The sequence below is a fragment of the Sulfitobacter sp. 1A13368 genome (assembly GCF_043557275.1).
Lineage (GTDB): Bacteria > Pseudomonadota > Alphaproteobacteria > Rhodobacterales > Rhodobacteraceae > Sulfitobacter > Sulfitobacter faviae.
The window spans coordinates 172,458-198,003 of the sequence record NZ_JBIFFR010000003.1 but is presented as its reverse complement, the minus strand read 5'-3'; the positions used below and the strand labels follow the sequence as shown (position 1 = coordinate 198,003).

Sequence of the window (25,546 nt, the reverse complement as noted above, 5' to 3'; positions counted from 1 at the left end):
CTGAACCTAAAGGAGATCACCATGACACAAGAACGTTCCGCCCGTTTCGCCTTTGTGCGTGCAAGCTGGCATGCGGATATCGTCGACCGCGCCTATGACGGGTTTACCGAAGTTATCGACGCCGCGCAGGTGGACAGCTTTGCCGTTCCCGGTGCCTTTGAACTGCCGCTCATGGCGCAGCGTCTGGCCAAGACCGGGCGCTACGACGCCGTGATCTGCGCGGCCTTCGTGGTGGATGGCGGCATTTACCGGCATGACTTCGTGGCGCAGGCGGTGGTCGATGGGCTGATGCGCGTGGGGCTCGACTGCGATCTGCCGGTGCTGTCGGTCTCGCTCACGCCGCACCACTATCAGGAAACGGATCATCACAACGCGATCTACCGCGATCATTTCGTCACCAAGGGCCGCGAGGCCGCGCAGGCCGCCCTTGGCATGACCCAAGCGCTGGAGACGTTTTCTTCAAAAGAAATCGGCGCGAAAATTTCAAAAATTTCCGCCGCCTAGCCGAGATAGGCGCGCAAGGCCGGGGGCGGGTTGTCGAGCAATTCCGCCGCCGGTCCCGGCGCATGTGCGCGCCCGCCTTCGACAAAGATGACCTCATCCGCGATGCGGCGCACGTCATCGGGGGCATGGGTCACCATGATCAGCCCCGCGCCGGTCTCACGGGCGAGGTCTTGGACCAAATCCAGCATCTCGACCCGAAGCGCCGGGCCGAGCGCGGCAAAGGGCTCATCCAACAGCACCCAAGGCCGCGCCTGCACCAGCACCCGCGCCAGCGCCACGCGGCTTTGCTGCCCGCCCGACAGCGCGCCGGGGCGTTTGGCGGCGTGATCGCTGAGCCCCACCCGCGCGAGGGCGGCATCGACCGCCTCTCGATCCGCCGCTTTCAGCCGCAGGTCGGGGCGCAGGCCAAGGCCGACGTTCTGCCGCACGGTGAGATGCGGGAATAGGTTGTTGTCCTGAAACAGCATCGTCATGCCGCGCTGGCCGGGATGTTGATCCGTGATCTCCTCCCCCTCCCGCAACAACCGCCCCGCCGCCACCGGCACGAACCCACAGATTGCCGCCAGCAGGGTCGACTTGCCCGACCCGGAGGGGCCGATCACCGCGTAGTTGCGCCCCTGCGCCAGTGTCATATCGGCCACGAGGGAGAACTCGCCCCGCTCAATGCGCATGTCTTCAAGCGTCAGCATGCCAGCGCCCCCATTTGTCGCAGATGAAAAACACCGCCAGCGCCAAGACCAGCAAAAGCAGCGCTGCGCCCGCCGCGGCCTCCATCCGGTAGGCGCCCATCAGACGATACATCTGCAAGGGCAGCGTCGCACGTTCCTGATCGGCGAAAAGCGCGATCACGCCGAGATCCCCCACCGACAGCGCCCCCGTCAGCCCGGCGGCAAAGCCCAATTGCGGGCGCAGACGCGGCAGGACCAGCAGCCGCCACAGCGCCCAACCTGTCATGCCGAGGGTTTGGGTCAGGGGGCCATAATCCTGCAAGGTCTCGCGCAGGCGCGGCACCAGAATGCGCAGCACGAAGGGCAGCGCCATCAGCGCGTTGACCAAGGCGGTGACCGGCAGGCTCAGCCGTGCCGGGTCGAGCACAGGGTTGATCAGGATGAACCACCCCGTGCCAATCATCAGCGGAGAGGCCGCAAGCCCCATCAGGCCAATCGCCTCCACCCCGCCGCGCCGCCGGGTGGCGATCCAGCCTGCCATCGGCAGCGCCAGCAGGGCCAGCACCGCCACACTCAACCCCGCCACCAGAATGCTATTCCCGGTGGCCTGCCAGACCGAGGCAGGCAGTTCCGCGATCCCCGCCAGCCCGCGCAGCACCACGGCGCCCAGCGGCAGCAGCAAAAACAGCGCGGCGAGCGCGATCACCAACCCGTCCAACGCCCGCTGCACGCCCCCCCGCGCATCCCAGCGGCGCAGGGGGCGGTCCAACCCGCCGCCCAAGCTGATCGGCGGGATCAGCCAAAGCGCCGCCACCGCCGCTGCGCCAGCCAGAACAAGCTGCACCACGGACAGAAGCGCGGCACGCCCCAGATCAAAGTCAAACCGAAAGGCCTGATAGATCGCCAATTCAATCGTCGTCGCCCGCGGCCCACCGCCCAGCGTCAGCGCCACGGCGAAACTGGTCAGGCAAATCACGAAAATCAGCGCCGCCACGCCGGGCAGCACCTGCCGCAGCATCGGCCATTCCAGCGCCAGAAACAACGCACGCGGCGTCATCTGCAGCTGCCCAGCAAGCCGAAACCGCTCAGAAGGGATGCTCTGCCAGCCTTGCAGCAAAAGCCGCGTCGCCAGCGGCAGGTTAAAGAAGACATGCGCCAGTACCACACCATGCAGCCCGTAGATCGACACCGGCGGCAGGCCAAGAGCCGCGCCAAATTGGTTGAGCACGCCCGAGCGGCCAAAGACCGTCAGCAGCCCCAGCACCGCCACGATCACCGGCAGAATGAAGGGCGCGCCCAGCAGCGTGATCAGCGCGCCGCGCCCCCAAAACCGCCGCCGCGCCAGCGCCCGCGCCACCGGCACGGCCAGCAGCACAGACAGCACTGCCGACCAGACCGCCTGTGTCGCGGTAAACCGCACCGCCGCCCAATCCGCCGGGCCAAGCCCTGCGCCCACATCGGCCGCCGCGAAGACGGCGACCAAAGCGGCAAGGATCAGCCCTGCGACCAGCGCGGCGGCGAAAAGCCCCGTCTTGCCGCTTAACGCGACAGCGCGGTCAGCCATTCGTCCAAAGCCTCCTCACGGAGCGCGGGGACCTCGTCGTTCGGCACCAACAGCGCCTTGCCGGGCTGGATCATGCCCTCGAACCCTGCGGGCAGACCGCCTTCGGGCGTCACGGCGGGATACATCCAGTTGGTCGTCGGCAGCACCGATTGCGCGGCATCAGAGACGAGGTATTGCAAGAACCGATCCCCCAGTTCCGGCTGATCCGACCCGGCAAGCTTCCCCGCCACTTCGATCTGCATGTAGTGGCCTTCGTCGAACAGCGCTGCGGTCTTGCTGTCGTCCTCCTCCGCGATCAGGTGATAAGCGGGGGAAGTGGTGTAGCTCAGCACCATGTCAGCCTCGCCTTCAAGGAAGAGGCCATAGGCTTCGGACCAACCCTTTGTCACGGTCACGACATTGTCGGCCAGTCCCGTCCAAACCTCGGGCGCCTCATCGCCATAGGCCGCTTTGACCCACATCAGCAGCCCCAAACCGGGCGTCGAAGAGCGCGGGTCTTGGATCACGATTTTCAGATCGCTCTCGGCCAGCGCTTTGAAACTACCGGGCGCGTCCAGATCGGTGCCGTGAACAAAGGCGAAATAGCCCCAGTCATAGGGCACGAAAACTTCGTCTTCCCAAGTGATCGGCAGGTCATAGTCGGCCTGCAACCCGCTCGGCCCAAACAGATCGGTCTCTTTCGCGGCGGCGACGAGGCTGGTGTCCAGCCCCAGCACGATATCCGCGTCCGACCGTGCGCCTTCAAGCTTGAGCCGCGCCAGCAAGGCCGCGCCATCGCCCATGCCAACGAATTTCAGATCGCAGCCGCATTCGGCCTCGAACCCCTCTTCGATGGCCGGGCCCGGCCCCCATTCGGTGACGAAACTGTCGTAGGTATAGACCGTCAGTTCAGGCGTCTCGGCCCATGCGGCCGATGCGCCCATGACGCCCGCAGCAAGTGTAAGATACTTCATCGCATCCTCCTTTTGCGGCGAAAGGTAAAAGGTGGATGTTTGTCCTGACCTTCCCTCCGCCGGTGTTAACCGGTTCAGGTTCAACGGGTCCGCACAGCATGCACATCTCAGCCCAAAGGCCCCCCGAGGTAGCGTCAGGGGTAGATGCCCCCCACACAATTGGCAAGGCAAATCCCCTTGAGGCAGGGCGCTGCCCCGGCTAAGGGTTTGACAACAGGAGGTCCGCCCATGTCGATCAACAGCTTTGGCCATCTTTACCGGGTCACCACATGGGGCGAGAGCCACGGGCCCGCCCTTGGGGCGACCATCGACGGCTGCCCTCCCGGCGTGCCGATTGACGAGGGCATGATCCAGCAGTGGCTCGACAAGCGCAAACCGGGCCAGAACAAATACACCACTCAGCGGCGCGAAGCGGATGAGGTGCGGATCCTGTCGGGCACCTTTGAAGGGGTCACCACCGGCACGCCGATCCAGTTGATGATCGAGAACACCGATCAACGCTCGAAAGACTACGGCGACATCAAGGACAAGTTTCGCCCCGGTCACGCCGACATCACCTATTTCCAAAAATACGGCATCCGCGACTATCGCGGGGGTGGCCGTTCCTCGGCCCGGGAGACCGCCGCGCGGGTGGCGGCGGGCGGTCTGGCACGGGAGGCGATCAAGGCGCTGGCCCCAAAGCTTCAGATCACCGGCTATATGGTGCAGATGGGGCCGCATAAGATCGACCGCAAGGCGTTCGATTGGGACCAGATCGACCAAAACCCCTTTTGGGTGCCGGATGCCAAGGCGGCGGCGGACTGGGCCGACTACCTCGACGGGCTGCGCAAATCGGGCAGCAGCGTCGGCGCGATCATCGAAGTCACGGCGCGCGGCGTGCCTGCGGGCCTCGGCGCGCCGGTCTATGGCAAGCTCGACACCGATCTGGCCGCCGCGATGATGAGCATCAATGCCGTCAAGGGCGTGGAGATCGGCGAGGGCATGTCGGCTGCGATGCTGACCGGCGAATTGAATGCCGATGAGATCACCATGGGACCCGATGGGCCGGAATATTCCTCGAACCACGCGGGCGGCATCTTGGGCGGGATCAGCACCGGGCAGGATGTGGTGCTGCGCTTCGCGGTGAAGCCGACCTCCAGCATCCTGACCACGCGGCGCACGATCACGAAACAGGGCGAAGAGACTGAGATCATCACCAAGGGCCGCCACGATCCCTGCGTCGGCATCCGCGCGGTGCCGGTGGGCGAGGCGATGATGGCCTGCGTGCTGCTGGATCACCTGCTGCTGCATCGCGGACAGATTGGCCAGAACCGCGGCATAATTGGCCCCGAGGCGTGAGGATCAAAGCATGAAAGTCGATGATTTCTCCGCCCGCCCCGCCCTTGGTGTCGGACTGAAAATCACGGCGATCCTGCTTTTCACCTGCATGTCCGCGATCATCAAATCGCTGGCCGACGAGGTTCCCGCGGGAGAGTCGGTCTTCTTCCGCTCCTTCTTTGCCATTCCAGTGATCCTGATCTGGCTGGCGCAGCGCGGCAAATTGAAAAGCGGGCTGAAGACGCAAAACCCGATGGGCCATGTCTGGCGCGGGCTGTTCGGCACCACGGCGATGGGGCTGACCTTCACCGGCCTCGGCCTGCTGCCCCTGCCCGAGGTCACGGCCATTGGCTTTGCCACACCGATTTTCACCGTCATCCTCGCCGCCGTGTTGCTGGGCGAAAAAATCCGACTGATCCGCGTGAGTGCTGTGGCGATCGGGTTGGTGGGGGTGATGATCATCCTCTGGCCGCGTTTCACCAGCATCGGCACGATGGAGCAGACAGCCACCATCGGCGCGTTGCTGATCCTGATGGCGACAATGGTGCGCAGCCTCGTGCAGATCCACATTCGTCAATTGGTGCAGAACGAAGACACCGCCGCGATCGTCTTCTACTTCTCTTGCACCGCCTCCCTGCTGGCGCTTTGCACTTTGCCCTTCGGCTGGGTCATCCCCGATCTGCAAACCTTTGTCCTGCTGGTCCTCGCCGGGTTGATCGGCGGGGTGGCGCAGATCCTGATCACCTCGGCCTATCGCTTTGGCTCGGCCTCGATGCTGGCACCCTATGACTACACCTCAATGCTTTTCGCCATTTTGCTGGGCTATGTCTTCTTTGCCGAACTGCCCACGGTGATGATGCTGGCCGGCGCGGCGTTGGTGATCAGCGCGGGCGCGCTGGTGATCTGGCGCGAGCGGCAGTTGGGAATGGAACGGGGCAAGGCGCGGTCTGTCACCGATCCCAAAGCGTGATCGAATGCGGGCTTTCGCCCGGCCCGGCCTCTCCCTATGGTGCCCCAAAACCGGATAGAGGAGATGACCGATGAGCGACGCGGATCCGAAAGATCACAAGGAAAAGATGCAGCAGCGTCAGGCCGAACAGCGCGCCAAGGTGGCCGAGTTGCAAGACCCGGACAAGGGTCTGGTGCTGGTCCATACCGGCCCGGGCAAGGGCAAATCCTCTTCCGCCTTCGGCGTCGTGGTGCGTGCGCTTGGCTGGAAGCAGCGCGTCGGCGTGGTGCAGTTCATCAAGGGCAAATGGAAAACCGGCGAACGATTGTTCTTTGAACGGCTGGACGAGGTGATATGGCACACGATGGGCGAAGGCTTCACTTGGGACACCCAAGACCGCAACCGCGACATCGCCGCCGCCGAGGCCGCATTCGGCAAGGCGCGCGAGATGATGGAGAGCGGGGACTATGACCTTGTGGTGATGGATGAGATCAACATCGCCATCCGCTATGAATACCTCAAGATCGAAGATGTGATCGCCGGGCTGGATGCCCGCGACAAGCGCACAGCCGTGGTGCTGACAGGCCGCGACGCCCGGCCCGAGCTTTGCGACTATGCCGATCTGGTGACCGAAATGTCCGAGGTTAAACACCCGTTCAAAGCGGGCATCAAAGCACAGCGCGGCGTCGACTACTGAAACGAAAAGGATCGCCCGCATCCGGGCGATCCTCTCACTGTGCCAAGCGGAGGGCGCTTAGATCGCCGCCCCTTTAGGGTCGAGCGTCACCGAATAAAGCTCCGTATCGGCACGGTCCATCAGGCGCACTTTCATCTGCTGGGTCTTGGCGTCGATATCGACCAACCCAAAGAATTGCAGACCAGCAGAAGGCGGCAGGTTCACCTGACCCTCTTCCGGTGCTTTGACGTATTTCAACTCGGGGCCAAAGGTACCGTCCAACTCGTTCGGACCAAAGGTGCCCGCGTGCAGCGGGCCCGAGACGAACTCCCAAAACGGGTCAAAGTCCTGAAACTGCGCCTTGTCGGGATTGTAGTAATGCGCGGCGGTGTAATGCACATCCGCCGTGAACCAGACCACGTTGTCGACCTGCGCGGTCTTGATGAAACGCAGCAGCCCTGCAATCTCTTGCTCGCGGCCCTTGGTGGCACCATTGTCGCCATTGGCAACCGCCTCGGCCCCGCCGCCGACGACCAGACCGATGGGCATGTCGCAGGCGATGACCTTCCACGTGGCCGCCGAATTGGTCAGCTCCCGCTTGAGCCATGCCATCTGCTCGGCCCCGAGGATATCGGTGGCCTGCGACATCTCGGTCTGCATGTTCTCGCTGTTCGGCCCCCGGTAGCTGCGCAGGTCGAGGAAGAAGACATCCAGCATCGGACCGTAGTTGATCTTGCGATAGACCCGGCCCGGCTCGGCAGGAGTGATGCGCAGCGGGGTCATCTCATGGAAGGCCTGCGAAGCGCGCGCGGCGAGGACATGGATCGACTTCTCGCTATAGCGGTCGTCTTCCATCAGGCTGCGCGAGGAGGACCAGTTGTTCACGACTTCATGGTCGTCCCATTGCATGAAGGTCGGCACATGGGCGTTCATCTCACGCACATGGGCGTCCATCAGGTTGTATTTCCACTGGCCGCGGTATTCGTCCAGCGTCTCGGCCACCTTGCGCTTCTCGTCGATGATGGTGGTGTTCTTCCACATCGCGCCATCGTCAAGCTGCACCTCATCCTCAAGCGGGCCATCGGCATAGATGGTGTCACCGGAATGCAGGAAGAAGTCGGGGCGGTGTTTGGCCATGGTCGCATAGGTGCGCATGCCCTCATCGTCGATGCCCCAGCCCTGACCGGCGGTGTCACCGGACCAAGCAAAGCGCACGTCGCGGCGCGCGGTGGGCGCGGTGCGGAACTGGCCGATGATCGGCTCGGAGGTGGCGTTGATGTCGCTCAGATCGGCGGCGGTGAAGCGGTAAAAGATATCCTGATCCGAGGGCAGCCCTTCGACCAGACGTTTCACCGCCAGATCGTGGTTCGGCAACGCATTCATCGGCGCAAGCTGGCGCGCGTTGGCAAAGCTTTCGGTGGTGGAGATTTCGACCTGCACCCGTGCCGGGCGGTCGGTACGGGTCCAGATCATGCCGGACTGCGTGTCGACATCGCCCGATTGCACCCCATGGGTAAACACCGGGCGCGAGGCCGCACGGCTGAGGCTGGGCATGGCAAGGCTTGCGGCAAAGGCGGTGGAGCCCGCCAGCACAGCACGGCGGGTCGGGCGGATCAGTTTGGTCATCTTGAGCTTCCTCTGAGGGTGGCGATGGCAGCACAGAACCCCCGGCGCGTGACAGATGGCCGACGAATGCGTGACTCTTTGGCAAAGCTTTGGTGACAGGGCGGTGACGTGTTACCAAAATCGACCCTCTAATTTCATTCCGTAACATTTTTATTGAACCGAATCGCCCCGATGTGTAGATTGCGGTGCAACAACAGGAGACCCCCATGCAGGCATTCATCTGCGACGCGCAGCGCACCCCCATTGGCCGTTACGGCGGCGCCCTCTCTTCGGTTCGCGCCGATGATCTGGCCGCCGTACCGTTGAAGGCGCTGATGGAGCGGAACCCTTCCGTCGATTGGGCGCGGGTCGATGACGTGATCATGGGCTGCGCCAATCAGGCGGGCGAGGACAACCGCAACGTGGCACGCATGGCGTCGCTATTGGCCGGTCTGCCGGTCGATGTGCCGGGTGCCACGATCAACCGTCTCTGCGCCAGCGGCATGGACGCCGTCGGCGCCGCCGCCCGGGCGATCCGCGCGGGCGACATGGACCTCGCCATCGCCGGCGGGATCGAGAGCATGTCGCGCGCGCCCTTCGTCATGCCCAAGGCCGAGACCGCCTTTTCGCGCAACAATGCCGTCTATGACACGACCATCGGCTGGCGCTTCGTGAACCCGAAGATGAAGGCGCAGTTCGGCGTGGATTCCATGCCGGAAACCGCCGACAACGTCGCCGCAGACTACGACGTTTCGCGCGAAGATCAGGACGCCTTCGCGGCACGCAGCCAGGAACGCTATGCCGCCGCCGCCGAGAGAGGCATCTTTGCCGAGGAGATCGCCCCGGTCACCATTCCGCAGCGCAAGGGCGAGGATATCGTCGTCGACAGCGACGAACACCCCCGCCCTGGCACCACGTTGGAAAAACTCGGCAAGCTGCGCGGCATCAACGGCGCGGATCTCACTGTTACTGCCGGCAATGCCTCGGGCGTGAACGACGGCGCGGCAGCGATGCTGTTGGCTTCGGAAGCGGGCGTGAAGGACCACGGCCTGACCCCCATCGCCCGCTTCGTGGCGATGTCTGCTGCAGGCGTTGAACCGCGCGTCATGGGCATCGGCCCGATCCCTGCCGTGCGCAAGGTACTGGACCGCGCGGGTCTCACGATCGAGCAGATGGACGTGATCGAACTCAACGAAGCCTTCGCGAGCCAGGGCCTCGCCACCCTGCGCGCTCTTGGCGTGCCGGATGACGCGCCCCATGTGAACGCCAACGGCGGCGCCATCGCAATCGGCCACCCGCTTGGCATGTCCGGCGCGCGTCTGGTGATGACCGCGGCGCTGCAGCTCAAGCGGACAGGCGGCAAATACGCGCTATGTACCATGTGTGTGGGCGTGGGTCAGGGCGTCGCCCTGATCCTCGAAAACGCTGGCTGACACTTCTTTCCTCGAAAGGAACGGACCGATGTATGCACAGATGATCAAATCCACCGGCAAGGGCGTCAAATCCCTTGACGAGATGGACCCCGAAGAGCGCGCCTTTCAGGAACGCATCGACGCGGGCGGCAAGATCGAGCCGAAGGACTGGATGCCCGAGGGCTATCGCAAGAACCTGATCCGCCAGATCGGACAGCATGCGCATTCCGAGATCGTCGGCCAGCTGCCCGAGGGCAACTGGATCACCCGCGCGCCCACATTGGAGCGCAAGGCGATCCTTCTCGCAAAAGTGCAGGACGAGGCCGGCCACGGCCTCTACCTCTACTGCGCGGCGGAAACGCTGGGCGTGACCCGCGACCAGATGACCCGCGATCTGCTGTCCGGGAAGATGAAGTATTCCTCGATCTTCAACTATCCGACCCTGACATGGGCAGACATGGGCGCCGTGGGCTGGTTGGTCGACGGTGCCGCGATCATGAACCAGGTGCCGCTGCAGCGGACCTCTTACGGCCCCTACGCCCGCGCCATGGTGCGTATCTGTAAGGAGGAATCCTTCCACCAGCGTCAGGGCTTCGACATCATGATGAAGATGGCCAACGGCACCCCCGCGCAGCGCAAGATGGCGCAAGACGCGCTTAACCGCTTCTGGTTCCCGGCGCTGATGATGTTCGGCCCTTCGGACAAGGATTCGGTCCATTCCGCGCAATCGATGGCGTGGAAGATCAAGATGAACACCAATGACGAGCTGCGTCAGAAGTTCGTCGATGAGACGGTGCCGCAGGCGGAATACCTCGGCCTCACGATCCCCGACGAGACCCTCAAGTTCAACGAGGAGACCGGCCACTACGATTTCGCCGAACCGGACTGGGAAGAGTTCTATCAGGTGCTCAAGGGCAATGGCCCCTGCAACACCGAACGGCTGGCGGCGCGCAACAAGGCCTGGGAGGAAGGCCGTTGGGTGCGCGAGGGGCTTCTGGCCCACGCCGAGAAAAAGCGCAGCAGACAAATGGCAGCGGAGTAAGCGACATGAGCAGCCCTGAATCCAGCGAATACGACGGCACCGAGGCCGCGCCCCACGGCAAGGCGCGCGCCACCGAATGGCCCCTGTGGGAGATCTTCATCCGGGGCCAGCACGGTTTGAGCCACCGCCATGTCGGCAGCCTGCATGCGGCCGATGCGGAAATGGCGATCAAGAACGCCCGCGACGTCTATACCCGCCGCAACGAAGGCGTGAGCATCTGGGCGGTCGAAGCCAGCGCCATCGCCGCCTCCTCGCCCGAGGAGAAGGGCGCGCTCTATGAGCCCGCGAACGACAAGGTCTACCGCCACCCGACCTTCTACGACATTCCCGACGAAGTGGGGGCGATGTGAGCACCGATCCCAAGTTCGAATTCCTCTGTCGCATGGGTGACAACGCGCTGGTGCTCGGGCACCGCGTTTCGGAATGGTGCGGCGTGGCCCCGGTGTTGGAGGAAGACATCGCGCTGGCGAACGTGGCGCTCGACCTGATCGGCCAGACCCAGCTTTGGCTGGGTCTGGCGGGCGAGGTCGAGGGCGAAGGCCGCGATGCCGACAAGCTCGCCTTTCACCGCGATGTCTGGGATTTCCGCAATGTCCTGCTCGTCGAACAGCCCAACGGCGATTTCGGCCAGACCATGATGCGGCAGTTCCTGTTCGACGCCTGGCATTTGGCGCAACTGACCGCGCTGATCGATTCCAGCGACAAGGAAATCGCCGCCATCGCTGAGAAATCGGCGAAAGAGGTCACCTACCACCTCGAACGCTCTTCAGACACGGTGATCGGCCTTGGCGACGGAACCGAGGAAAGCCACCGGCGCATGCAGGCGGCCCTCGATCTGCTCTGGCCCTACGTGGGCGAGATGTTCATCGGCGACGACGTCGATGCGGCGATGGCCGAGGCGGGCATCGCGCCCGAGCCTGAGAGCCTGCGAGCAGGCTATGACCAGTTGGTGGGCGACACGTTGGCGGCGGCAACCCTGCGTAAGCCCGAGGACGACTTTGCCCATCGAGGCGGGAAGACCGGCGCGCGGCACAGTGAACATCTGGGCCATATGCTGACCCAGATGCAATGGCTGCAACGCGCCTACCCGGACGCCACATGGTGAAACCGGCCCCCCACAGCCGGCCGGCCCCCCACAGCCGGCCGGCCCCTGCGCCGGTGCCGGGGGTGGTGCGCCCGCCCGCCCGGCGCAACCATGTGGGGGGCGGGCAAAAACCCTCGTTAGAGACTGTTTGGGCTTGGCTGTCGGCCATTCCGGACCCCGAGATCCCGGCGATCTCGCTCACCGATCTCGGCATTATCCGCGATGTCGCTTGGGAGGGCGAAACCTTGATCGTGACCATCACGCCGACCTATTCGGGCTGCCCCGCGACCAGCATCATCAACCTCGATATCGAGACGGCGCTGCGCGACCACGGCATCGAGAATCTAAAGCTTAAACGCCAACTTTCCCCGCCCTGGACCACCGAGTGGATGTGCGACACCGGCCGCGCCAAGCTCGAAGCCTATGGCATCGCGCCGCCCCGCCCCGCAGGCGGGCCGCAGCATTGCCCGCATTGCAAATCGAAAGCGGTGGAGCGGATCAGCCAGTTCGGCTCGACCCCCTGCAAGGCGCAATGGCGATGCTGCGACTGCCGCGAACCCTTTGACTATTTCAAATGTATCTGAGGCCCCGATGAGCCAGTTCCACCCTCTCACCGTCACCGACATTCACCACACCATCCGCGACGCGGTGGTACTGACGCTAAAGCCGGAAGACCCCGAGGCCTTTGCCTTTACCCAAGGCCAGTACCTGACCTTCAAGCAGGATTTCGACGGCACTGAGCTGCGCCGCAACTACTCGATCTGCGCGGGGCTCGACGACGGCGAGCTGAAGGTCGGCATCAAACGCGTCGATGGCGGGGCCTTCTCGACCTATGCCAATACAGAGCTCAAGGTCGGCGACGTGCTGCACGCCATGCCGCCGCAGGGCAAGTTCTTCACCCCGATCGAACCGGAGGTGGCCAAGAACTACCTCGGCTTTGCGGGCGGTTCGGGCATCACCCCGGTGCTGTCGATCCTGAAGACGGTGCTGAAGCGCGAGCCGCAGTCGACCTTCACACTGGTCTATGCCAACCGCGCGGTGAACACGATCATGTTCCGCGAGGAACTCGAAGACCTCAAGAACCGCTACATGGGCCGCCTGACGGTGATCCATATCCTCGAATCCGGTCAGGACATGAAGCTTTTCGAGGGCCGCGTCGATCAGGACAAATGCAACGCGCTGTTCAAGCATTGGATTCAGATCGACAACATCGACACCGCCTTCATCTGCGGGCCGGAGCCGATGATGCTGGCCATCGCTGAGGCGCTGAAGACCAATGGGCTGACCGACGAGCAGATCAAGTTCGAATTGTTCAGCGAAAGCCAGCAGGGCCGTCTGGCGAAACAGGAAATGGCCAAGCGCAGCGAGGGCCAGAAGGGCACCGAGATCACCGTCATCATCGACGGCGCGCGGCGCAGCTTCACTATGCAGAAGGGGCAGTCGGTCCTCGAAGCGGCGCTGGAGAACGGGCAGGAGGCGCCGTTCTCCTGCAAGGCCGGGGTCTGTTCGACCTGCATGGGCAAGGTGCTGGAAGGCGAAGTCGAGATGATCTCGAACCACGCGCTGGAGGATTACGAAGTCGAACGCGGCTATGTGCTGACCTGCCAGAGCTACCCGCTGAGCGACAAACTCACCATCGACTACGACACCCACTGAAGGAGCCGACATGCGCGATATCCACAGTTACGCCGCCGGCGAATGGCTGGCCCCCGGGGCCGGCGCCCGCAACATTGCCAGCGCCATTACCGGCGAGGTGATCGCGCAGGCGGGCAACGACGCGCTGGACGCGGCCGCCATGCTGGGCTTTGCCCGCGAGCATGGCGGCCCTGCCCTGCGCGCCATGACCTTCCACGACCGCGCGCGCATGCTGAAGGCGCTGGCGCTGCATTTGATGGAGCACAAACAGGCGCTTTATGATCTGAGCTACGACACCGGGGCCACGCTCTCGGACCACAAGATCGACGTGGATGGCGGAATCGGCACGATGCTGGTCTTCGCCTCCAAGGGCCGGCGCGAGATGCCGGACGCCCATGTCTACCTCGATGGCGCGCCCGAGCAACTGGGCCGCGAGGGGCAGTTCATGGGGCGGCACATCTGCACCCCGCTGCAGGGCGTCGCGGTGCATATCAACGCCTTCAACTTCCCGGTCTGGGGCATGCTCGAAAAACTCGCGCCGACCCTGCTGGCCGGCGTTCCCGCGATCGTGAAACCGGCCACCGCCACCTGCTATGTCACCGAGCATTGCGTGCGGCTGATGCTGGACAGCGGGCTGCTGCCGAAGGGTGCTTTGCAATTCGTGAGCGGTGGCTTGGGCGACATGCTCGACCTGCTTGGTTGTCAGGATGCCGTGGCCTTCACCGGCTCCGCCGACACGGCGCTGAAGCTCCGTGGCAATCCGAAGCTCATGGAAAATTCTGTGCGCTTCACCTCTGAACAAGACAGCCTGAATGCTTCCGTCCTCGGCCCCGATGCCGTGCCGGGCACGCCGGAGTTCGACCTTTTCGTGAAGGAAGTGCAGCGCGAGATGACGGCCAAGGCGGGGCAGAAATGCACCGCCATTCGCCGCATCATGGTGCCGCAAGCGCAGATCGACGCGGTGATCTCGGCGCTGTCCGAACGCCTCGCCAAGACCACCATCGGCGATCCGCGGGCCGAGGACACGCGCATGGGCGCGCTGGTCTCGGGCAGCCAGAAACGCGACGTATTGGAAAAAGTCGGGCTGCTGAGCGCCGAAGCCGAGCGCGTTTTCGGCGACCCCGACAACTTCACCGTGAAGGGCGCCGACCGCGACAAGGGCGCCTTTCTGCCGCCGATGCTGTTCCACTGCGCCGATCCCGATGCCGCCGAGCGCGTCCATGACACCGAGGCTTTCGGCCCCGTCTCCACCCTCATGCCCTACCGCGATCTGGCCCATGCGACGCGGCTTCTCAATCGCGGCCAAGGCTCGCTGGTGGCGTCGATCATCACCAACGACGGCGAGGTCGCGCGCGAGTTGACGATGGGCTCCGCGGCCTTCCACGGACGGCTTTATTTCAACAACCGCAAGTCGATGGGCGAGGCGACGGGTCATGGCTCTCCGCTGCCGCATATGGTGCACGGCGGACCGGGCCGCGCGGGCGGCGGTGAAGAGCTGGGCGGCGTGCGCGGCGTGATGCATTACATGCAGCGCACCGCTGTGCAGGGCAGCCCCGACATCCTGACGGCCATCGGCAAACAATGGGTGCCGGGAGCCGAGGAAGTCACCGACCGCGCCCATCCTTTCACCCGCCGCTTCACCGAGTTGGATCTGGGCGAGACCTTCCATTCCCCCAGCCGCGAAGTGACGCTGGAAGATATCGAGACCTTCGCCCATTTCACTGGCGACACCTTCTATGCGCACATGGACGACCAAGCCGCCGCCGCAAATCCGTTCTTCCCGGGGCGCGTGGCGCATGGCTACCTTCTGCTAAGCTTCGCTGCCGGGCTCTTCGTGCAGCCCGATCCCGGCCCGGTTCTGGCCAACACCGGCCTAGACAACCTGCGGTTTCTCGAACCGGTTTCGGCTGGCGACAGCATCAAGGTGCGGCTTTCGGTCAAGCACAAGACCCCGCGCAACGAGGAATATGGCGAGGTGCGCTGGCATGTGACCCTCACCAACCAGCGCGAGGAGGCGGTCGCAGAATACGACCTGCTGACGATGAATGCCGTCTGACCACGCCCCCTCGGTCGTCGCGGCGCTCGCTGGCCTTGGCGGTCAGCGGGTCTGGTCGCTGATGGTCAGCCTCTTCGGCGATCTGGCACAGGGACAGGGCGACGCGATCGACGGGCCGGTGCTGTCGCAGATCATGGCCGCGCTCGACGTGCGGCCCGAGGCAAGCCGCGTGGCGCTGCACCGGCTGCGCAATGACGGCTGGCTACAGTCGCAAAAGGTGGGGCGGATTAGCCAGCACAGCCTGACCGCCCAAGGCCGCGCGGAAAGCGCTGCTGCCAGTCCGCGCATCTACGCCGCGCCCCCGGACCTGACGGAGCCTTGGCAGATGGTCGTGACCGAGGAGAACGGGCGCGAGACCGACAGCGCCTTGCGAGAGGCGGGGTTCATCGCCGCCCTGCCCCGCGCCTATGTCGGGCGCGCCGAGAGCGCAGCCCCGAAGGGTTGCCTTGCCCTGCCCGGCACGCCACCGCCCGAGTGGCTGCGCCGCGCAGTGGAACCCGCCGAGCTTGAGGATGACTATGAAGCACTCTTGGCCGCGCTTACGGCCTTGGATGCCGAGCTTCCCGCGCCAGAGCAACTCACCCCCTTGGACGTCGCGGTCTTGCGCTGCCTGATCGTGCACAATTGGCGGCGATTGGTGCTAAAGCATCCCGCCCTGCCCGGCGGGCTGATCCGCCCCGAATGGCCCGGCTACCGCTGCCATCTGCTGGTCGACCGCCTTCTGCGCCGCTACCCGCGCCCCGCACTGCAGGATCTGGCCACCGCCTGACGCGGCGCAAAGCCCTGCTTTCCCATGCCGGACAAGCAGGATATAGACGTGCTCATGACAAATTTCCTCTATCAGAACGACCTGCCGGATGACCTCGACCTTGGGCCGATGGTCGCGATTGATTGCGAAACGATGGGGCTGCATCCGCATCGCGACCGGCTCTGTGTCGTGCAGCTTTCGGGCGGCGATGGTCACGCGCATCTGGTGCAGGTCGCCAAGGGCCAGACCGAGGCGCCGAACCTCTGCGCACTGCTGGAGAACCCTCATGTGCTGAAGCTGTTCCACTATGGCCGCTTCGACATTGCCGCGATGCTCAACACCTTTGGCGCCACCGCGACGCCGGTCTATTGCACCAAGATCGCCAGCCGATTGGTGCGCACCTATACCGACCGGCACGGGCTGGCGAAGCTTTGCCAAGAACTTCTGAGCGTCGATATCTCGAAACAGCAGCAATCCAGCGATTGGGGGGCCGAAGAGCTGACCCAAGCGCAGATCGACTATGCCGCCTCTGACGTGCTTTACCTGCACCGGCTGCGCGATGAACTTAACAAACGCCTGATACGCGAAGGCCGGATGGACATGGCGCAGGCCTGTTTCGATTTCCTGCCCATGCGCGCCCGGCTGGATCTGGAGGGATGGCCGGACACGGACATCTTCGCACACGCATGAACACACCTTTCCTCGACACCGCCCGCCGGGTGATCCGCTGCGAAGCCGACGCGCTGACGCTGCTGGCCGACAGCCTTGATGACCGCTTTCGCGCCGCGGTTGACCTGATGCGCACCTGCAAGGGCCGCGTGATCGTCACCGGCATCGGCAAGTCGGGCCATATCGGCAATAAAATCGCGGCGACGCTGGCCTCCACCGGCACGCCCGCGCAATTCGTCCACCCGGCCGAAGCGAGCCACGGCGATCTGGGCATGATCACAGCCGCCGATGTGGTGCTGGCGATTTCCAACTCGGGCGAAGCGCCGGAGCTGGCCAACCTCATCGCCTATTCGCGTCGCTATGCCATTCCGCTCATCGGCATCACCAGCCGCCCCGAAAGCAGCCTTGGCCGCCATAGCGACGTGGTGCTCGAACTGCCCCGCAGGGCAGAGGCTTGCGGCACCGGCGTGGTGCCCACCACCTCGACCACGCTGACGCTGGCGATGGGCGATGCCGTGGCCGTGGCGCTGATGGAGAACCGCGCCTTCACCGCCGAGCATTTCCGCGACTTTCACCCCGGCGGCAAGCTGGGTGCAAGGCTGAGCCGCGTGGCCGATCTGATGCATGTGGGCGATAAGCTGCCGCTCGTCACCGCCGACGCCCCGATGCCCGAGGCGCTGAGCGAGATCAGCCGCAAGGGCTTTGGCGTGGTCTGCGTGACTGATGCGGAAGGCGCGCTGGCCGGGATCATCACCATGGGTGACCTCGCCCGGCATCTGGATGGCTTGATGACCATGACCGCCCGCGACGTCATGACCCCCGGGCCCGTGACCATTACCCCCGACGAATTGGCCGAAAAGGCCGTGGGCGTGATGAACAGCCGCAAGATCACCTGCCTTATCGTGACCGACCCCGCGCAGAACGACGGCAAATCGCCCATCGGGCTGCTGCATATCCACGACTGCCTGCGCGTCGGGCTGGGGTGACGCGGGATGAAGGGGGATCGCCACTCTCGCGTCGTGTCGTGGCTGAAAGTGCTCTTTCCGCTGATCGCGCTGGCGCTGCTATCGACCCTGTTCCTGCTGTCGCGGGCGATTGAACCGCAGGCCGTGATCCCTTTCGCGGATAAAGAGGTTCAGGAACGGCTGCGCGACCAACAGATCACCGGCCCTTTCTATTCCGGCACCACGGCGGATGGCGATCTGATCTCTTTCTCTGCCGAAAAGCTGACCACCCCAGGCGGGGAGACCGGCACAAATGAGGCCGAAGAGATCGAGGCGACGCTGGACCTAGAAGGCGGCTCCAAAATCACGCTGCACTCCAACAGCGGGCGGTTCGACACTGGGGCAGAGGAGGCGGAACTGGCGGGCGATGTGCGGGTTAGCACCTCAACCGGCTACGAAATCCTGTCCGAGCGCATGATCTCGAACCTCACCACGCTGGACCTGCAATCGCCCGGTCCGGTGCGCGCCACCAGCCCCGCGGGCGAGATCACCGCCGGCAGCATGGCCATCACCAACCGGCAGAACAGCGCCGGATCGCAATTGCTTTTCACAAAGGGTGTGAAACTGATATACACGCCGCAAGCAACGAAAGAGTAACTGCCTTGAGACATTTGTTTATTTTGATGCTGCCGCTGTTTTTCGCGCTGCAGGCCGCCCCTGTCTCTGCACAATCTGCCAATGTCGCCTTCGGCGCGCTTGAGCAAGACACCAGCCAACCCGTCGAAGTGACCGCCGATAACCTGTCGGTCGACAATGCCACGGGCACCGCCGTCTTCACGGGCAATGTATTGATTTCTCAGGGTGAAATGACCCTTTCCGCCGGTAAGGTCGAGGTCGTCTATCGCGCCTCGGATCAGGGCATTGCCAAGCTGGAGGCGACCGGCGGCGTGGTCTTGGTCGCGGGGGAGGACGCCGCTGAATCGCAGCGCGCCGACTACGACATCGACGCTGGCACCTTGGTGATGCGCGGCGATGTGCTGATGACCCAAGGCCCCAGTGCGCTGAGCGCGCAGGAAATGACGGTGAACCTGAACGACGGCACGGCGCAGATGTCGGGTGGCGTGAAGACCATTTTGCAGCCCGGCAGCGACAACTGATGCCGCCCGAGCTGAAAGTCGCCGGGGGCGATTCCGGCCTGCGCATTCAGCATCTGCGCAAGTCTTACCGCAAGAAAGCGGTGATCCGCGACTTTTCGATGGCGCTCGACCGGGGGGAGGTCGTGGCGCTTTTGGGGCCGAACGGCTCGGGCAAGACGACCACTTTCTACGCGGTGGCCGGTCTGGTCACGCCCGAAGGCGGGCGCGTCACCGTGGATGGTAAAGATGTGACCACCCTGCCCATGTACCGCCGCGCGCAGCTTGGCATCGGCTATCTGCCGCAGGAGATGAGCATTTTTCGCGGGCTGTCGGTGCAAGACAACATCAGCGCGATCCTCGATATCCGGGTCAAACACCGCCACCAGCGCCGCGAACGGCTGGAAGAGTTGCTGACCGAATTTTCCATCGAACACCTGCGCCGCGCACCTGCCCTGGCGCTATCAGGCGGGGAGCGGCGCCGGGTGGAAATCGCCCGCTGTCTGGCCGCCAACCCGAACTATCTGCTGCTTGATGAACCCTTTGCCGGGGTCGATCCGATCTCGGTCGGGGACATTCGGCAACTGGTCGCTGACCTCAAGAAACGCGGCATCGGGGTGCTGATCACTGACCACAATGTGCGCGAAACGCTAGAGATCGTAGACCGCGCCTATATCCTGCATGAGGGCAAAGTTCTGATGTCCGGAACGCCCGAAGAAGTTGTGCAAAACGAGAATGTCCGCCGCGTCTACCTTGGCGATAATTTCCGTATTTCCTAGGACTTAGCGCGTTTTCCCGGGCCTTCCAGCCCTCGGCGAAGCCTTGCTCGCATGATGCGGAAAACCGCTCTGATTGTAGCGATAAAAGGATGGCGCGCGCATCGGCGCCATTGACTTTCAAACCGAAACGCGGCCTCATTGAGCTATGGTGACATCGCGTTCCTGTTTGATCCTGCATCGCCCTTCCCGCGAAGGAACGGTCAAAATCATCCTGGTCGCAGCGCCATTCCTCCATACCTGAAAGTTGTCGCGCTCCACGCATGTGGACCGTTTGGCAATGTTCGGAACAAGAAAGACAAGGAGACGATATGCGGTATCAGATCAGTGGCAAACAGATCGACATTGGCGACGCGCTTCGGACACATGTCCGGACCGAACTGGACGAGGCGGTCAGCAAATATGCCGAACGCCCGACAGATGCGATGGTGGTGTTTTCCAAAACGGGCCACGAATTTGCCTGCGAGGCGACCGTGCATCTTTCCACCGGTCTCAATGCGTCGGCCAAGGCCAAGGCGACAGAGATCTACGCCGCCTTCGACAGCTGCTGCGAAAAGATGGAGAAGCAGCTGCGCCGCTACAAGCGCCGCCTGAAGGACCATCACAAAGAACGCGCCGAACCGGTTGAACTTCTGGGGGCGTCCTCCTATATCCTCGCGTCAGACAGCGATTCAGATGCCCAGGAACCTGATACCCTCCAACCCATGATCATTGCAGAGATGCAGACGAAGGTGCCAACTTTGTCTGTCGGCGAAGCGGTGATGCAGATGGAATTGTCGGGCGATCCGGTGCTATTGTTTCGCAAGGAAGGCCAGGAAGGGATGAATGTCGTGTACCGCCGCGAAGACGGCAACATCGGCTGGATCGACCCTTCGTAACCCACGGCGGTAACTTCCGCCACAGAGCAGGGCGAGCGGAATGGATTTCGGCAAACTCCTCAAGCCAGAGGCCGTGAAGGTTTTGACTTCGGCTTCGAGCAAGAAGCGTCTGATGCAGGATATCGGCGAACTCGCCCAGCAAGCCTATGGGCTGCCGGCCGGCCAAGTGGTGGACGCGCTGATGACGCGCGAAACCCTCGGGCCGACCGGTGTCGGCCATGGCGTTGCCCTGCCCCACGCGCGGATGGACGGGATCGATAAGGTTGTCGGTGCCTTCGTCTTGCTGGACAAGCCGATTGATTTCTCCTCGGTCGACCGGCAACCGGTCGACGTGGCCTTTGCCCTCTTCGCCCCCGAAGATGCGGGGGTGGAGCATCTCAAGGCGCTGGCACTGGTGGCCCGCACGCTGCGCGACACCAGCATCTGCACCAAGTTGCGGTCGAACCCCGACCCGGCCACGCTTTACACGATCCTGACCGAAGACAAGGCCGATAAGGCGGCTTGATTTTGGGCCGCTTGATCTTGGGCCGCCTAACCTTACGCTAGACGGCGACCGGTTCCGGCTCTGGCGGGGTCGGCTTTGCGCGTTTCGCTTTCTTCTCTCCCAGCATCAACATCGCCGGGGTCACCACCAGCGTCAGCACCGTGGCAACCACCAGACCGCCCGCGATGGCCGAGCTCAGCTCGGTCCACCATTGGGTGGAAGGCGCGCCATAGACGATTTCGCGCGTGAAGAAGTTGATGTTGAGGCCGATCACCATGGGCATCAGGCCAAGCGCCGTGGTGACCGAGGTCAGCACCACGGGCCGCAAACGCTGCGCCCCGGTGCGCAAGGCGGCCTCTAGCGGCGACAGCCCCAGTTTCTTGAGATCGTTATAGGTGTCAATCAGAACGATATTGTTGTTCACCACGATCCCCGCCAGCGCGATCACCCCGATGCCGCCCATGACCACCCCGAAGGGCCGTCCGGTAATCAGCAGGCCAAAGAGCACCCCGGCAATCGAAAAGACGATGGCCGACATGACGACGAAGGCTTGGTAAAAGCTGTTGAATTGGATCACGAGGATCACGAACATCAGGAAAATTGCGGTAATGAAGGCACCGACGAGGAAGATCATCGATTCCTGCTGGTCCTCCGCCTCCCCGGCGAAGGAGGCTTCGACACCCGGCGGCAAGTCCATCGCGTCGATCGCGCTGCGCAGCGCGACGGTCTGGTCGTTCACCAAGACACCGGGCGCGACATTGGCCTCGATCGTGACCACCCGCTCTTGATCCACCCGCGTGATCGTGCCGGTCCGCGGACTCGGCTCGAAAGTCACGAAGTTCGAGATCGGCACCAACCCTGCGGAGGTCGGCACACGCAGCGATTGCAACTCTTCCAGCGTGCGCTCATCGGAGGGGAAGCGCACGTTGATGTCGATGGAGCCTTCGGCATCGTCAGGCCGGTAATCCGCGACCGTGATGCCCCGCGTCAGCAGTTGCACCGCCTGCCCCAGGGTCGAGATATCGGCCCCGAACCGCGCGGCCTCGGACCTGTTCACCGCGATGCGCCATTCCACCCCCGGCAGGGGGCGCGAGTCGGTCACATCGGTGAAACCGCCGATATCGGCCATCTTCTCGCGAATCTGATCCACCACCTGCTGCTGCACCTGCGGGTCATGCGCCTCGATCCGCAGATTGACGGGCTTGCCCGCCGAGGGGCCGTTCGATGCCGTCTGCACCTGCACGTCGATCCCCGGAATGGCCGCCATCTCGGTCCGGATTTCCTCGCCGATGATGGCGGCGGGGCGGCGTTCGTCCCACTCGGTGAACTCAACCTGAATGGTGCCGATCAGATCGGCGCTGTCGCGGTTGCTGCTGCCGGTGCGGGCATAGACGCTGGCGATCTCGTCATAGGCAAAGAGGCGCTGTTCGACCTGCCGCACCAGCGCGTCTTGTTCGTAGATCGAGAAATTGTCCCTCGCGCGCACCTGCACCTGCGCAAAATCAGGCTCTACATCGGGGAAAAAGGTGATGCCGTTGCCGAATTGCGCATAGGCCGTAAAGCCGCCCATCAGCATGGAAATAGCGAGGATCAGGGTCATCCACGGGCGTAGAATCGCGAATTGCAGCAGTTTGACATAGCCACCGGTAAAGCCCTTCAGGTCACGCGGATCGCCCTGTTCGGCGGCATAGAGCGTGGCCTTATCCTTGGCCGATTGCGGGGGCCGCTTGCCGATGATGCCACCGACCACGGGGATAAAGACCAGCGCCATGAAAAGCGAGGCTGTCAGGGTCAGGATCACCGTGATGGGCAGGAATTTCATGAACTCCCCCACCGTGCCGGTCCAGAACAGCAGCGGAAAGAACACGCTGAGCGTCGTCGCCGTTGAGGCGATGATCGGCCATGCCATACGCTTGGCGGCATGGGCATAGGCGGCGCGGGGCGAATGCCCCTCTTGTAGGCGTCGGTCGGCCAGTTCGGTGGTCACGATGGCCCCGTCCACCAGCATCCCCACCACAAGGATCAGCGAAAACAGCACCACAAGGTTCATCGTATAGCCCATGACCCAAAGCGCCGTGACCCCGGCCAAGAAGGCCCCCGGAATGGCCAAGCCCACCAGCAGGGCCGAGCGGACGCCCAAGGCCCAGACAATCACGATCATCACAAGGATCACCGCCGCAATAACATTGGCCTCAAGATCGCTGAGCATGTCTTGGACCTGCTCGGATTCGTCTTGGGTGTATTTGACGGTGATGCTGTCGGGCCATTCCGCGCGCATCTCGTCAATCAATTCGCGCACCGCCGCGACCGTCTCGATAATATTCGCGCCCGAGCGTTTCTTGATCTCAAGCGCCAGCGCGGGCTGGCCGTCGATCCGGGCGAAGCCAGTCGGGTCTTTGAAGGTTCGGCGGATCGTGGCGACATCGGCAAAAGTCACCACCGTATCGCCGCGCACCTTGATCGGCAGAGACATAACGTCTTCGACATTCTCGATCAGCCCCGGCACCTTGAGCACCAGCCGCCCCGCGCCGCTTTCAATCGCCCCCGCCGCGATCAGGCGGTTGTTGCGGTTGATCTGGCTGATCAGCTCTTCGAAAGAGATGTTGTAGGTCTCAAAGACCGTGGGATCGATCAGCACCTCCAAAAGCTCGGTCCGCTCCCCCCCGACATCGACTTCAAGCACGCCGGACAGCCCTTCGATCGCGTCCTTCAACTCTTCGGAAATGGAGTTGAGCGTCCGTTCCGGCACCGGGCCGGAAAGGATCGCGGTCAGAATCGGGAAAAGCGCCGTGTTGATCTCGGTCACGACCGGATCGGTGGCGTCTTCGGGCAGGTCCGACTTGGCCCGGTCCACGCCCTCGCGCACCTTGTCGAGCGCCTCATCTGAATCGAACCCCGGCTCGAATTCCAATTGCACCGAGGCATGGCCCTCGGCCCCGTTCGAGGTGATTTGTTTCAACCCGGTTATCGCGCTGAGTTCGGTCTCAAGCGGCTCTACGAGCAGCCGCTCGCTGTCCTCGGGCGAGATGCCTTCGAGAGAGGTGGAGACATAGAGCGTCGGGATCGGAATCTCGGGCGAGCTTTCCTTGGGGATACCGACATAGGCATAGGCCCCGACCGCCAAGATCATCACCAAGCTCAGGATCACCACGCGGGCGCGGCTGAAAGCGGCGTCGATCAGCGTGTTCATTCCACTTGCTCCGGCTGGGCGGCTTCGGCGCTGCCGGTGATCTGGCCGTCGCCGGTTGGCTGGTCTTCCAACTCGTCAATCTCGGGCACACCCGTCATGGGCTGCGCTTCACCCTCACTTTCGCCACCGGTTTCGGGCTGCGGGTTGACCGTTTCCCCGTCGTTGACGAAACCCTGTCCGATGGTGATGATCTGCGCCTCATCCGGCAGGCCAGCGATCCAGATACCATCGGTCTGGGCGCGCACGATGGCGATCTTGTTAAAGACAACCTTATCCTCATCGTTCACCGTTTTGACGCCCAAGGTGCCATTGGTGTCCAAGGACAGGATCGCCGGAGAGACGAAATGCGCGCGTGTCTCGCCCGTGGGGATGCGCACGCGGGCCGAAATGCCCGCGGGGATCGCACCATCGGCGTTTTCGACCCTGACTTCGGCGGTAAAGGTCCGGGTTTCGGCGCTCGCACTGCTTGAGACGAATTGCACCTCGCCCTGCGCCTCTGTCCCGGTGATGAAGACAACCTCGGCGTTTTGCCCCTCTTTGATGTCTTTAAGCGACTGCTGGGGCACCTGCACTTGGATCGTCAGCGGCGTGTTGTCGACCAGCCGCGCGATTTCCTCACCGGTGGAGACGAACTCTCCCGCTGAGATATCGAGCATCTCTAACCGGCCGGGAAAGGGGGCGCGGATTTCGGTGTTGTTCAGCGCCTCTTCGGCGGCGGTGACCGAGGCCTGAGCGGCGGCCAAGGTCGCGCGGGCTTGGCTCACGCGGTCCACGGTCGAGACACCGCGGTCCAGCAGCGCTTGGGCATTGTCGTATTCGCGCTGTGCGCGGCTCAATTCCTCACGCGCGCGGGCCAGATCGGAATCGCGCGCCGTGGTGCTGAGACGCGCGATCAGCGCGCCCGCTTCGACGACATCGCCTTTGTCCACCAGCACCTCGGCGATCTCACCGCCCGCTTCGGCGCGGACCATCGTATCGCGGTCCGGCAAGGCCTGCCCTTCAGCTACGAAGACCTGCGTCACGCTGTCCGCCTGAGAGCCGCGCACGGCCACTGTCACCGCTTCGGGAGCAATGGGCGCAGGCGCGGCTTCTTCGATCTCTTCGGAGGGGATGATATAGCCGCTGCCCATCCAAAGAGCGATCAACAGCGCGATCCCACCGGCGATGAACTTCGACCGTTTCGAGCCGGCATCGCTGTCGAATGAAAGCGTCTGGCGCTCTTGAGATGTGTCACTCATTGATCGAACTCCATCACCGCG

General features: G+C 63.5%; 25 protein-coding genes and 1 riboswitch. Of the genes, 19 read left to right on the top strand and 6 right to left on the bottom strand.

Translation table 11 applies throughout. The features are described 5' to 3' along the window. The first annotated feature begins 21 nt into the window (after window positions 1-21). Window positions 22-504: a 6,7-dimethyl-8-ribityllumazine synthase gene (locus ACGYK4_RS08010; RefSeq protein ID WP_394455922.1), complete on the top strand. Its 483-nt coding sequence runs from the start codon at window positions 22-24 to the stop codon at window positions 502-504. Here ACGYK4_RS08010 and ACGYK4_RS08005 read toward each other — a convergent pair. From ACGYK4_RS08005 to thiB, 3 genes are read right to left on the bottom strand one after another with little or no spacing between them, the layout of a single operon-like run. After that, the gene (locus ACGYK4_RS08005) at window positions 501-1,193 is read right to left on the bottom strand and encodes an ATP-binding cassette domain-containing protein (RefSeq protein WP_394430506.1); all 693 of its coding nucleotides are present in this window, start codon (window positions 1,191-1,193) and stop codon (window positions 501-503) included. The two genes, ACGYK4_RS08010 and ACGYK4_RS08005, sit on opposite strands and share 4 nt — an antisense overlap. Continuing rightward, window positions 1,180-2,736: a thiamine/thiamine pyrophosphate ABC transporter permease ThiP gene (locus tag ACGYK4_RS08000; RefSeq protein ID WP_394430504.1), complete on the bottom strand. Its 1,557-nt coding sequence runs from the start codon at window positions 2,734-2,736 to the stop codon at window positions 1,180-1,182. Before ACGYK4_RS08000 ends, ACGYK4_RS08005 begins: the two co-directional genes overlap by 14 nt. Then, on the bottom strand, window positions 2,712-3,689 hold the full coding sequence (gene thiB / locus ACGYK4_RS07995; RefSeq protein ID WP_394455921.1) for a thiamine ABC transporter substrate binding subunit: 978 nt from the start codon (window positions 3,687-3,689) through the stop codon (window positions 2,712-2,714). The genes ACGYK4_RS08000 and thiB overlap by 25 nt, the downstream gene beginning before the upstream one ends. A gap of 34 nt (window positions 3,690-3,723) precedes the next feature. Further along, window positions 3,724-3,825: riboswitch (TPP riboswitch) on the bottom strand. Window positions 3,826-3,917: 92 nt separating this feature from the next. Here thiB and aroC point away from each other — a divergent pair. From aroC to cobO, 3 genes are all read left to right on the top strand, one after another. After that, complete coding sequence (gene aroC, locus ACGYK4_RS07990) at window positions 3,918-5,027, top strand: chorismate synthase (RefSeq protein ID WP_394455920.1); 1,110 nt, start codon at window positions 3,918-3,920, stop codon at window positions 5,025-5,027. Window positions 5,028-5,037: 10 nt separating this feature from the next. Further along, window positions 5,038-5,976, top strand: a complete 939-nt coding sequence (locus ACGYK4_RS07985) for a DMT family transporter (protein ID WP_394455918.1) — start codon at window positions 5,038-5,040, stop codon at window positions 5,974-5,976. Window positions 5,977-6,046: 70 nt separating this feature from the next. Next, window positions 6,047-6,652, top strand: a complete 606-nt coding sequence (gene cobO, locus ACGYK4_RS07980) for a cob(I)yrinic acid a,c-diamide adenosyltransferase (RefSeq protein WP_394455917.1) — start codon at window positions 6,047-6,049, stop codon at window positions 6,650-6,652. A 57-nt stretch (window positions 6,653-6,709) separates the two neighbouring features. Here the strand turns inward: cobO and ACGYK4_RS07975 are convergent, their stop codons facing one another. Beyond that, the gene (locus ACGYK4_RS07975; RefSeq protein WP_394430498.1) at window positions 6,710-8,257 is read right to left on the bottom strand and encodes an alkaline phosphatase D family protein; all 1,548 of its coding nucleotides are present in this window, start codon (window positions 8,255-8,257) and stop codon (window positions 6,710-6,712) included. Window positions 8,258-8,463: 206 nt separating this feature from the next. On the opposite strand from ACGYK4_RS07975, the gene pcaF reads away from it, so the two are divergent. The 15 genes from pcaF (at window position 8,464) to ACGYK4_RS07900 (ending at window position 21,118) form a co-directional block, all read left to right on the top strand. Next, a complete protein-coding gene (pcaF, locus tag ACGYK4_RS07970) occupies window positions 8,464-9,669 on the top strand; it encodes a 3-oxoadipyl-CoA thiolase (protein ID WP_394455915.1) in 1,206 nt (401 codons plus the stop codon). 28 nt (window positions 9,670-9,697) lie between these two features. Then, complete coding sequence (paaA, locus tag ACGYK4_RS07965; RefSeq protein WP_394430494.1) at window positions 9,698-10,690, top strand: 1,2-phenylacetyl-CoA epoxidase subunit PaaA; 993 nt, start codon at window positions 9,698-9,700, stop codon at window positions 10,688-10,690. Between the two features lie 5 nt (window positions 10,691-10,695). Next, on the top strand, window positions 10,696-11,040 hold the full coding sequence (gene paaB / locus ACGYK4_RS07960) for a 1,2-phenylacetyl-CoA epoxidase subunit PaaB (protein WP_259983744.1): 345 nt from the start codon (window positions 10,696-10,698) through the stop codon (window positions 11,038-11,040). Between the two features lie 32 nt (window positions 11,041-11,072). After that, the gene (gene paaC / locus ACGYK4_RS07955; protein ID WP_394430572.1) at window positions 11,073-11,795 is read left to right on the top strand and encodes a 1,2-phenylacetyl-CoA epoxidase subunit PaaC; all 723 of its coding nucleotides are present in this window, start codon (window positions 11,073-11,075) and stop codon (window positions 11,793-11,795) included. Between the two features lie 65 nt (window positions 11,796-11,860). Next, window positions 11,861-12,358, top strand: coding sequence for a 1,2-phenylacetyl-CoA epoxidase subunit PaaD (paaD, locus tag ACGYK4_RS07950; RefSeq protein ID WP_394455913.1), 498 nt, complete (start codon window positions 11,861-11,863; stop codon window positions 12,356-12,358). Between the two features lie 7 nt (window positions 12,359-12,365). Further along, entirely contained in the window at window positions 12,366-13,430 is a 1,065-nt protein-coding gene (locus ACGYK4_RS07945; protein ID WP_394430489.1) for a 2Fe-2S iron-sulfur cluster-binding protein, read from the top strand. A 10-nt stretch (window positions 13,431-13,440) separates the two neighbouring features. Next, window positions 13,441-15,465, top strand: coding sequence for a phenylacetic acid degradation bifunctional protein PaaZ (paaZ, locus tag ACGYK4_RS07940; protein WP_394455911.1), 2,025 nt, complete (start codon window positions 13,441-13,443; stop codon window positions 15,463-15,465). Further along, entirely contained in the window at window positions 15,455-16,234 is a 780-nt protein-coding gene (locus tag ACGYK4_RS07935; protein ID WP_394455909.1) for a PaaX family transcriptional regulator C-terminal domain-containing protein, read from the top strand. The genes paaZ and ACGYK4_RS07935 overlap by 11 nt, the downstream gene beginning before the upstream one ends. A 54-nt stretch (window positions 16,235-16,288) precedes the next feature. Next, window positions 16,289-16,903: a ribonuclease D gene (locus ACGYK4_RS07930; RefSeq protein WP_067267658.1), complete on the top strand. Its 615-nt coding sequence runs from the start codon at window positions 16,289-16,291 to the stop codon at window positions 16,901-16,903. Further along, entirely contained in the window at window positions 16,900-17,868 is a 969-nt protein-coding gene (locus tag ACGYK4_RS07925) for an SIS domain-containing protein (protein ID WP_394455907.1), read from the top strand. The genes ACGYK4_RS07930 and ACGYK4_RS07925 overlap by 4 nt, the downstream gene beginning before the upstream one ends. Window positions 17,869-17,874: 6 nt before the next feature. Beyond that, on the top strand, window positions 17,875-18,483 hold the full coding sequence (lptC, locus tag ACGYK4_RS07920) for an LPS export ABC transporter periplasmic protein LptC (protein WP_209216978.1): 609 nt from the start codon (window positions 17,875-17,877) through the stop codon (window positions 18,481-18,483). Between the two features lie 26 nt (window positions 18,484-18,509). Next, window positions 18,510-18,983 (top strand): lipopolysaccharide transport periplasmic protein LptA, encoded by a 474-nt coding sequence (lptA, locus tag ACGYK4_RS07915; RefSeq protein WP_394374296.1) that lies wholly within the window; start codon window positions 18,510-18,512, stop codon window positions 18,981-18,983. Continuing rightward, window positions 18,980-19,738: an LPS export ABC transporter ATP-binding protein gene (lptB, locus tag ACGYK4_RS07910; RefSeq protein WP_136720275.1), complete on the top strand. Its 759-nt coding sequence runs from the start codon at window positions 18,980-18,982 to the stop codon at window positions 19,736-19,738. The genes lptA and lptB overlap by 4 nt, the downstream gene beginning before the upstream one ends. A 308-nt stretch (window positions 19,739-20,046) precedes the next feature. After that, entirely contained in the window at window positions 20,047-20,613 is a 567-nt protein-coding gene (gene hpf, locus ACGYK4_RS07905; RefSeq protein WP_067267651.1) for a ribosome hibernation-promoting factor, HPF/YfiA family, read from the top strand. Window positions 20,614-20,653: 40 nt separating this feature from the next. Beyond that, on the top strand, window positions 20,654-21,118 hold the full coding sequence (locus ACGYK4_RS07900; protein WP_067630567.1) for a PTS sugar transporter subunit IIA: 465 nt from the start codon (window positions 20,654-20,656) through the stop codon (window positions 21,116-21,118). A gap of 37 nt (window positions 21,119-21,155) precedes the next feature. Here the strand turns inward: ACGYK4_RS07900 and ACGYK4_RS07895 are convergent, their stop codons facing one another. Then, a complete protein-coding gene (locus ACGYK4_RS07895; protein WP_394430481.1) occupies window positions 21,156-24,287 on the bottom strand; it encodes an efflux RND transporter permease subunit in 3,132 nt (1,043 codons plus the stop codon). Continuing rightward, window positions 24,284-25,525, bottom strand: a complete 1,242-nt coding sequence (locus tag ACGYK4_RS07890) for an efflux RND transporter periplasmic adaptor subunit (protein WP_394430479.1) — start codon at window positions 25,523-25,525, stop codon at window positions 24,284-24,286. Before ACGYK4_RS07890 ends, ACGYK4_RS07895 begins: the two co-directional genes overlap by 4 nt. Window positions 25,526-25,546: the final 21 nt, after the last annotated feature.

What these genes read in the sequence shown, in the direction of transcription:
- ACGYK4_RS08010 (WP_394455922.1), top strand. Translation starts at nt 22, where the DNA reads ATGACACAAGAACGTTCCGCCCGTTTCGCCTTTGTGCGTGCAAGCTGG.
- ACGYK4_RS08005 (WP_394430506.1), bottom strand. Translation starts at nt 1,193, where the DNA reads ATGCTGACGCTTGAAGACATGCGCATTGAGCGGGGCGAGTTCTCCCTC.
- ACGYK4_RS08000 (WP_394430504.1), bottom strand. Translation starts at nt 2,736, where the DNA reads ATGGCTGACCGCGCTGTCGCGTTAAGCGGCAAGACGGGGCTTTTCGCC.
- thiB (WP_394455921.1), bottom strand. Translation starts at nt 3,689, where the DNA reads ATGAAGTATCTTACACTTGCTGCGGGCGTCATGGGCGCATCGGCCGCA.
- aroC (WP_394455920.1), top strand. Translation starts at nt 3,918, where the DNA reads ATGTCGATCAACAGCTTTGGCCATCTTTACCGGGTCACCACATGGGGC.
- ACGYK4_RS07985 (WP_394455918.1), top strand. Translation starts at nt 5,038, where the DNA reads ATGAAAGTCGATGATTTCTCCGCCCGCCCCGCCCTTGGTGTCGGACTG.
- cobO (WP_394455917.1), top strand. Translation starts at nt 6,047, where the DNA reads ATGAGCGACGCGGATCCGAAAGATCACAAGGAAAAGATGCAGCAGCGT.
- ACGYK4_RS07975 (WP_394430498.1), bottom strand. Translation starts at nt 8,257, where the DNA reads ATGACCAAACTGATCCGCCCGACCCGCCGTGCTGTGCTGGCGGGCTCC.
- pcaF (WP_394455915.1), top strand. Translation starts at nt 8,464, where the DNA reads ATGCAGGCATTCATCTGCGACGCGCAGCGCACCCCCATTGGCCGTTAC.
- paaA (WP_394430494.1), top strand. Translation starts at nt 9,698, where the DNA reads ATGTATGCACAGATGATCAAATCCACCGGCAAGGGCGTCAAATCCCTT.
- paaB (WP_259983744.1), top strand. Translation starts at nt 10,696, where the DNA reads ATGAGCAGCCCTGAATCCAGCGAATACGACGGCACCGAGGCCGCGCCC.
- paaC (WP_394430572.1), top strand. Translation starts at nt 11,073, where the DNA reads ATGGGTGACAACGCGCTGGTGCTCGGGCACCGCGTTTCGGAATGGTGC.
- ACGYK4_RS07945 (WP_394430489.1), top strand. Translation starts at nt 12,366, where the DNA reads ATGAGCCAGTTCCACCCTCTCACCGTCACCGACATTCACCACACCATC.
- paaZ (WP_394455911.1), top strand. Translation starts at nt 13,441, where the DNA reads ATGCGCGATATCCACAGTTACGCCGCCGGCGAATGGCTGGCCCCCGGG.
- ACGYK4_RS07935 (WP_394455909.1), top strand. Translation starts at nt 15,455, where the DNA reads ATGCCGTCTGACCACGCCCCCTCGGTCGTCGCGGCGCTCGCTGGCCTT.
- ACGYK4_RS07930 (WP_067267658.1), top strand. Translation starts at nt 16,289, where the DNA reads ATGACAAATTTCCTCTATCAGAACGACCTGCCGGATGACCTCGACCTT.
- ACGYK4_RS07925 (WP_394455907.1), top strand. Translation starts at nt 16,900, where the DNA reads ATGAACACACCTTTCCTCGACACCGCCCGCCGGGTGATCCGCTGCGAA.
- lptC (WP_209216978.1), top strand. Translation starts at nt 17,875, where the DNA reads ATGAAGGGGGATCGCCACTCTCGCGTCGTGTCGTGGCTGAAAGTGCTC.
- lptA (WP_394374296.1), top strand. Translation starts at nt 18,510, where the DNA reads ATGCTGCCGCTGTTTTTCGCGCTGCAGGCCGCCCCTGTCTCTGCACAA.
- hpf (WP_067267651.1), top strand. Translation starts at nt 20,047, where the DNA reads ATGCGGTATCAGATCAGTGGCAAACAGATCGACATTGGCGACGCGCTT.
- ACGYK4_RS07900 (WP_067630567.1), top strand. Translation starts at nt 20,654, where the DNA reads ATGGATTTCGGCAAACTCCTCAAGCCAGAGGCCGTGAAGGTTTTGACT.
- ACGYK4_RS07895 (WP_394430481.1), bottom strand. Translation starts at nt 24,287, where the DNA reads ATGAACACGCTGATCGACGCCGCTTTCAGCCGCGCCCGCGTGGTGATC.
- ACGYK4_RS07890 (WP_394430479.1), bottom strand. Translation starts at nt 25,525, where the DNA reads ATGAGTGACACATCTCAAGAGCGCCAGACGCTTTCATTCGACAGCGAT.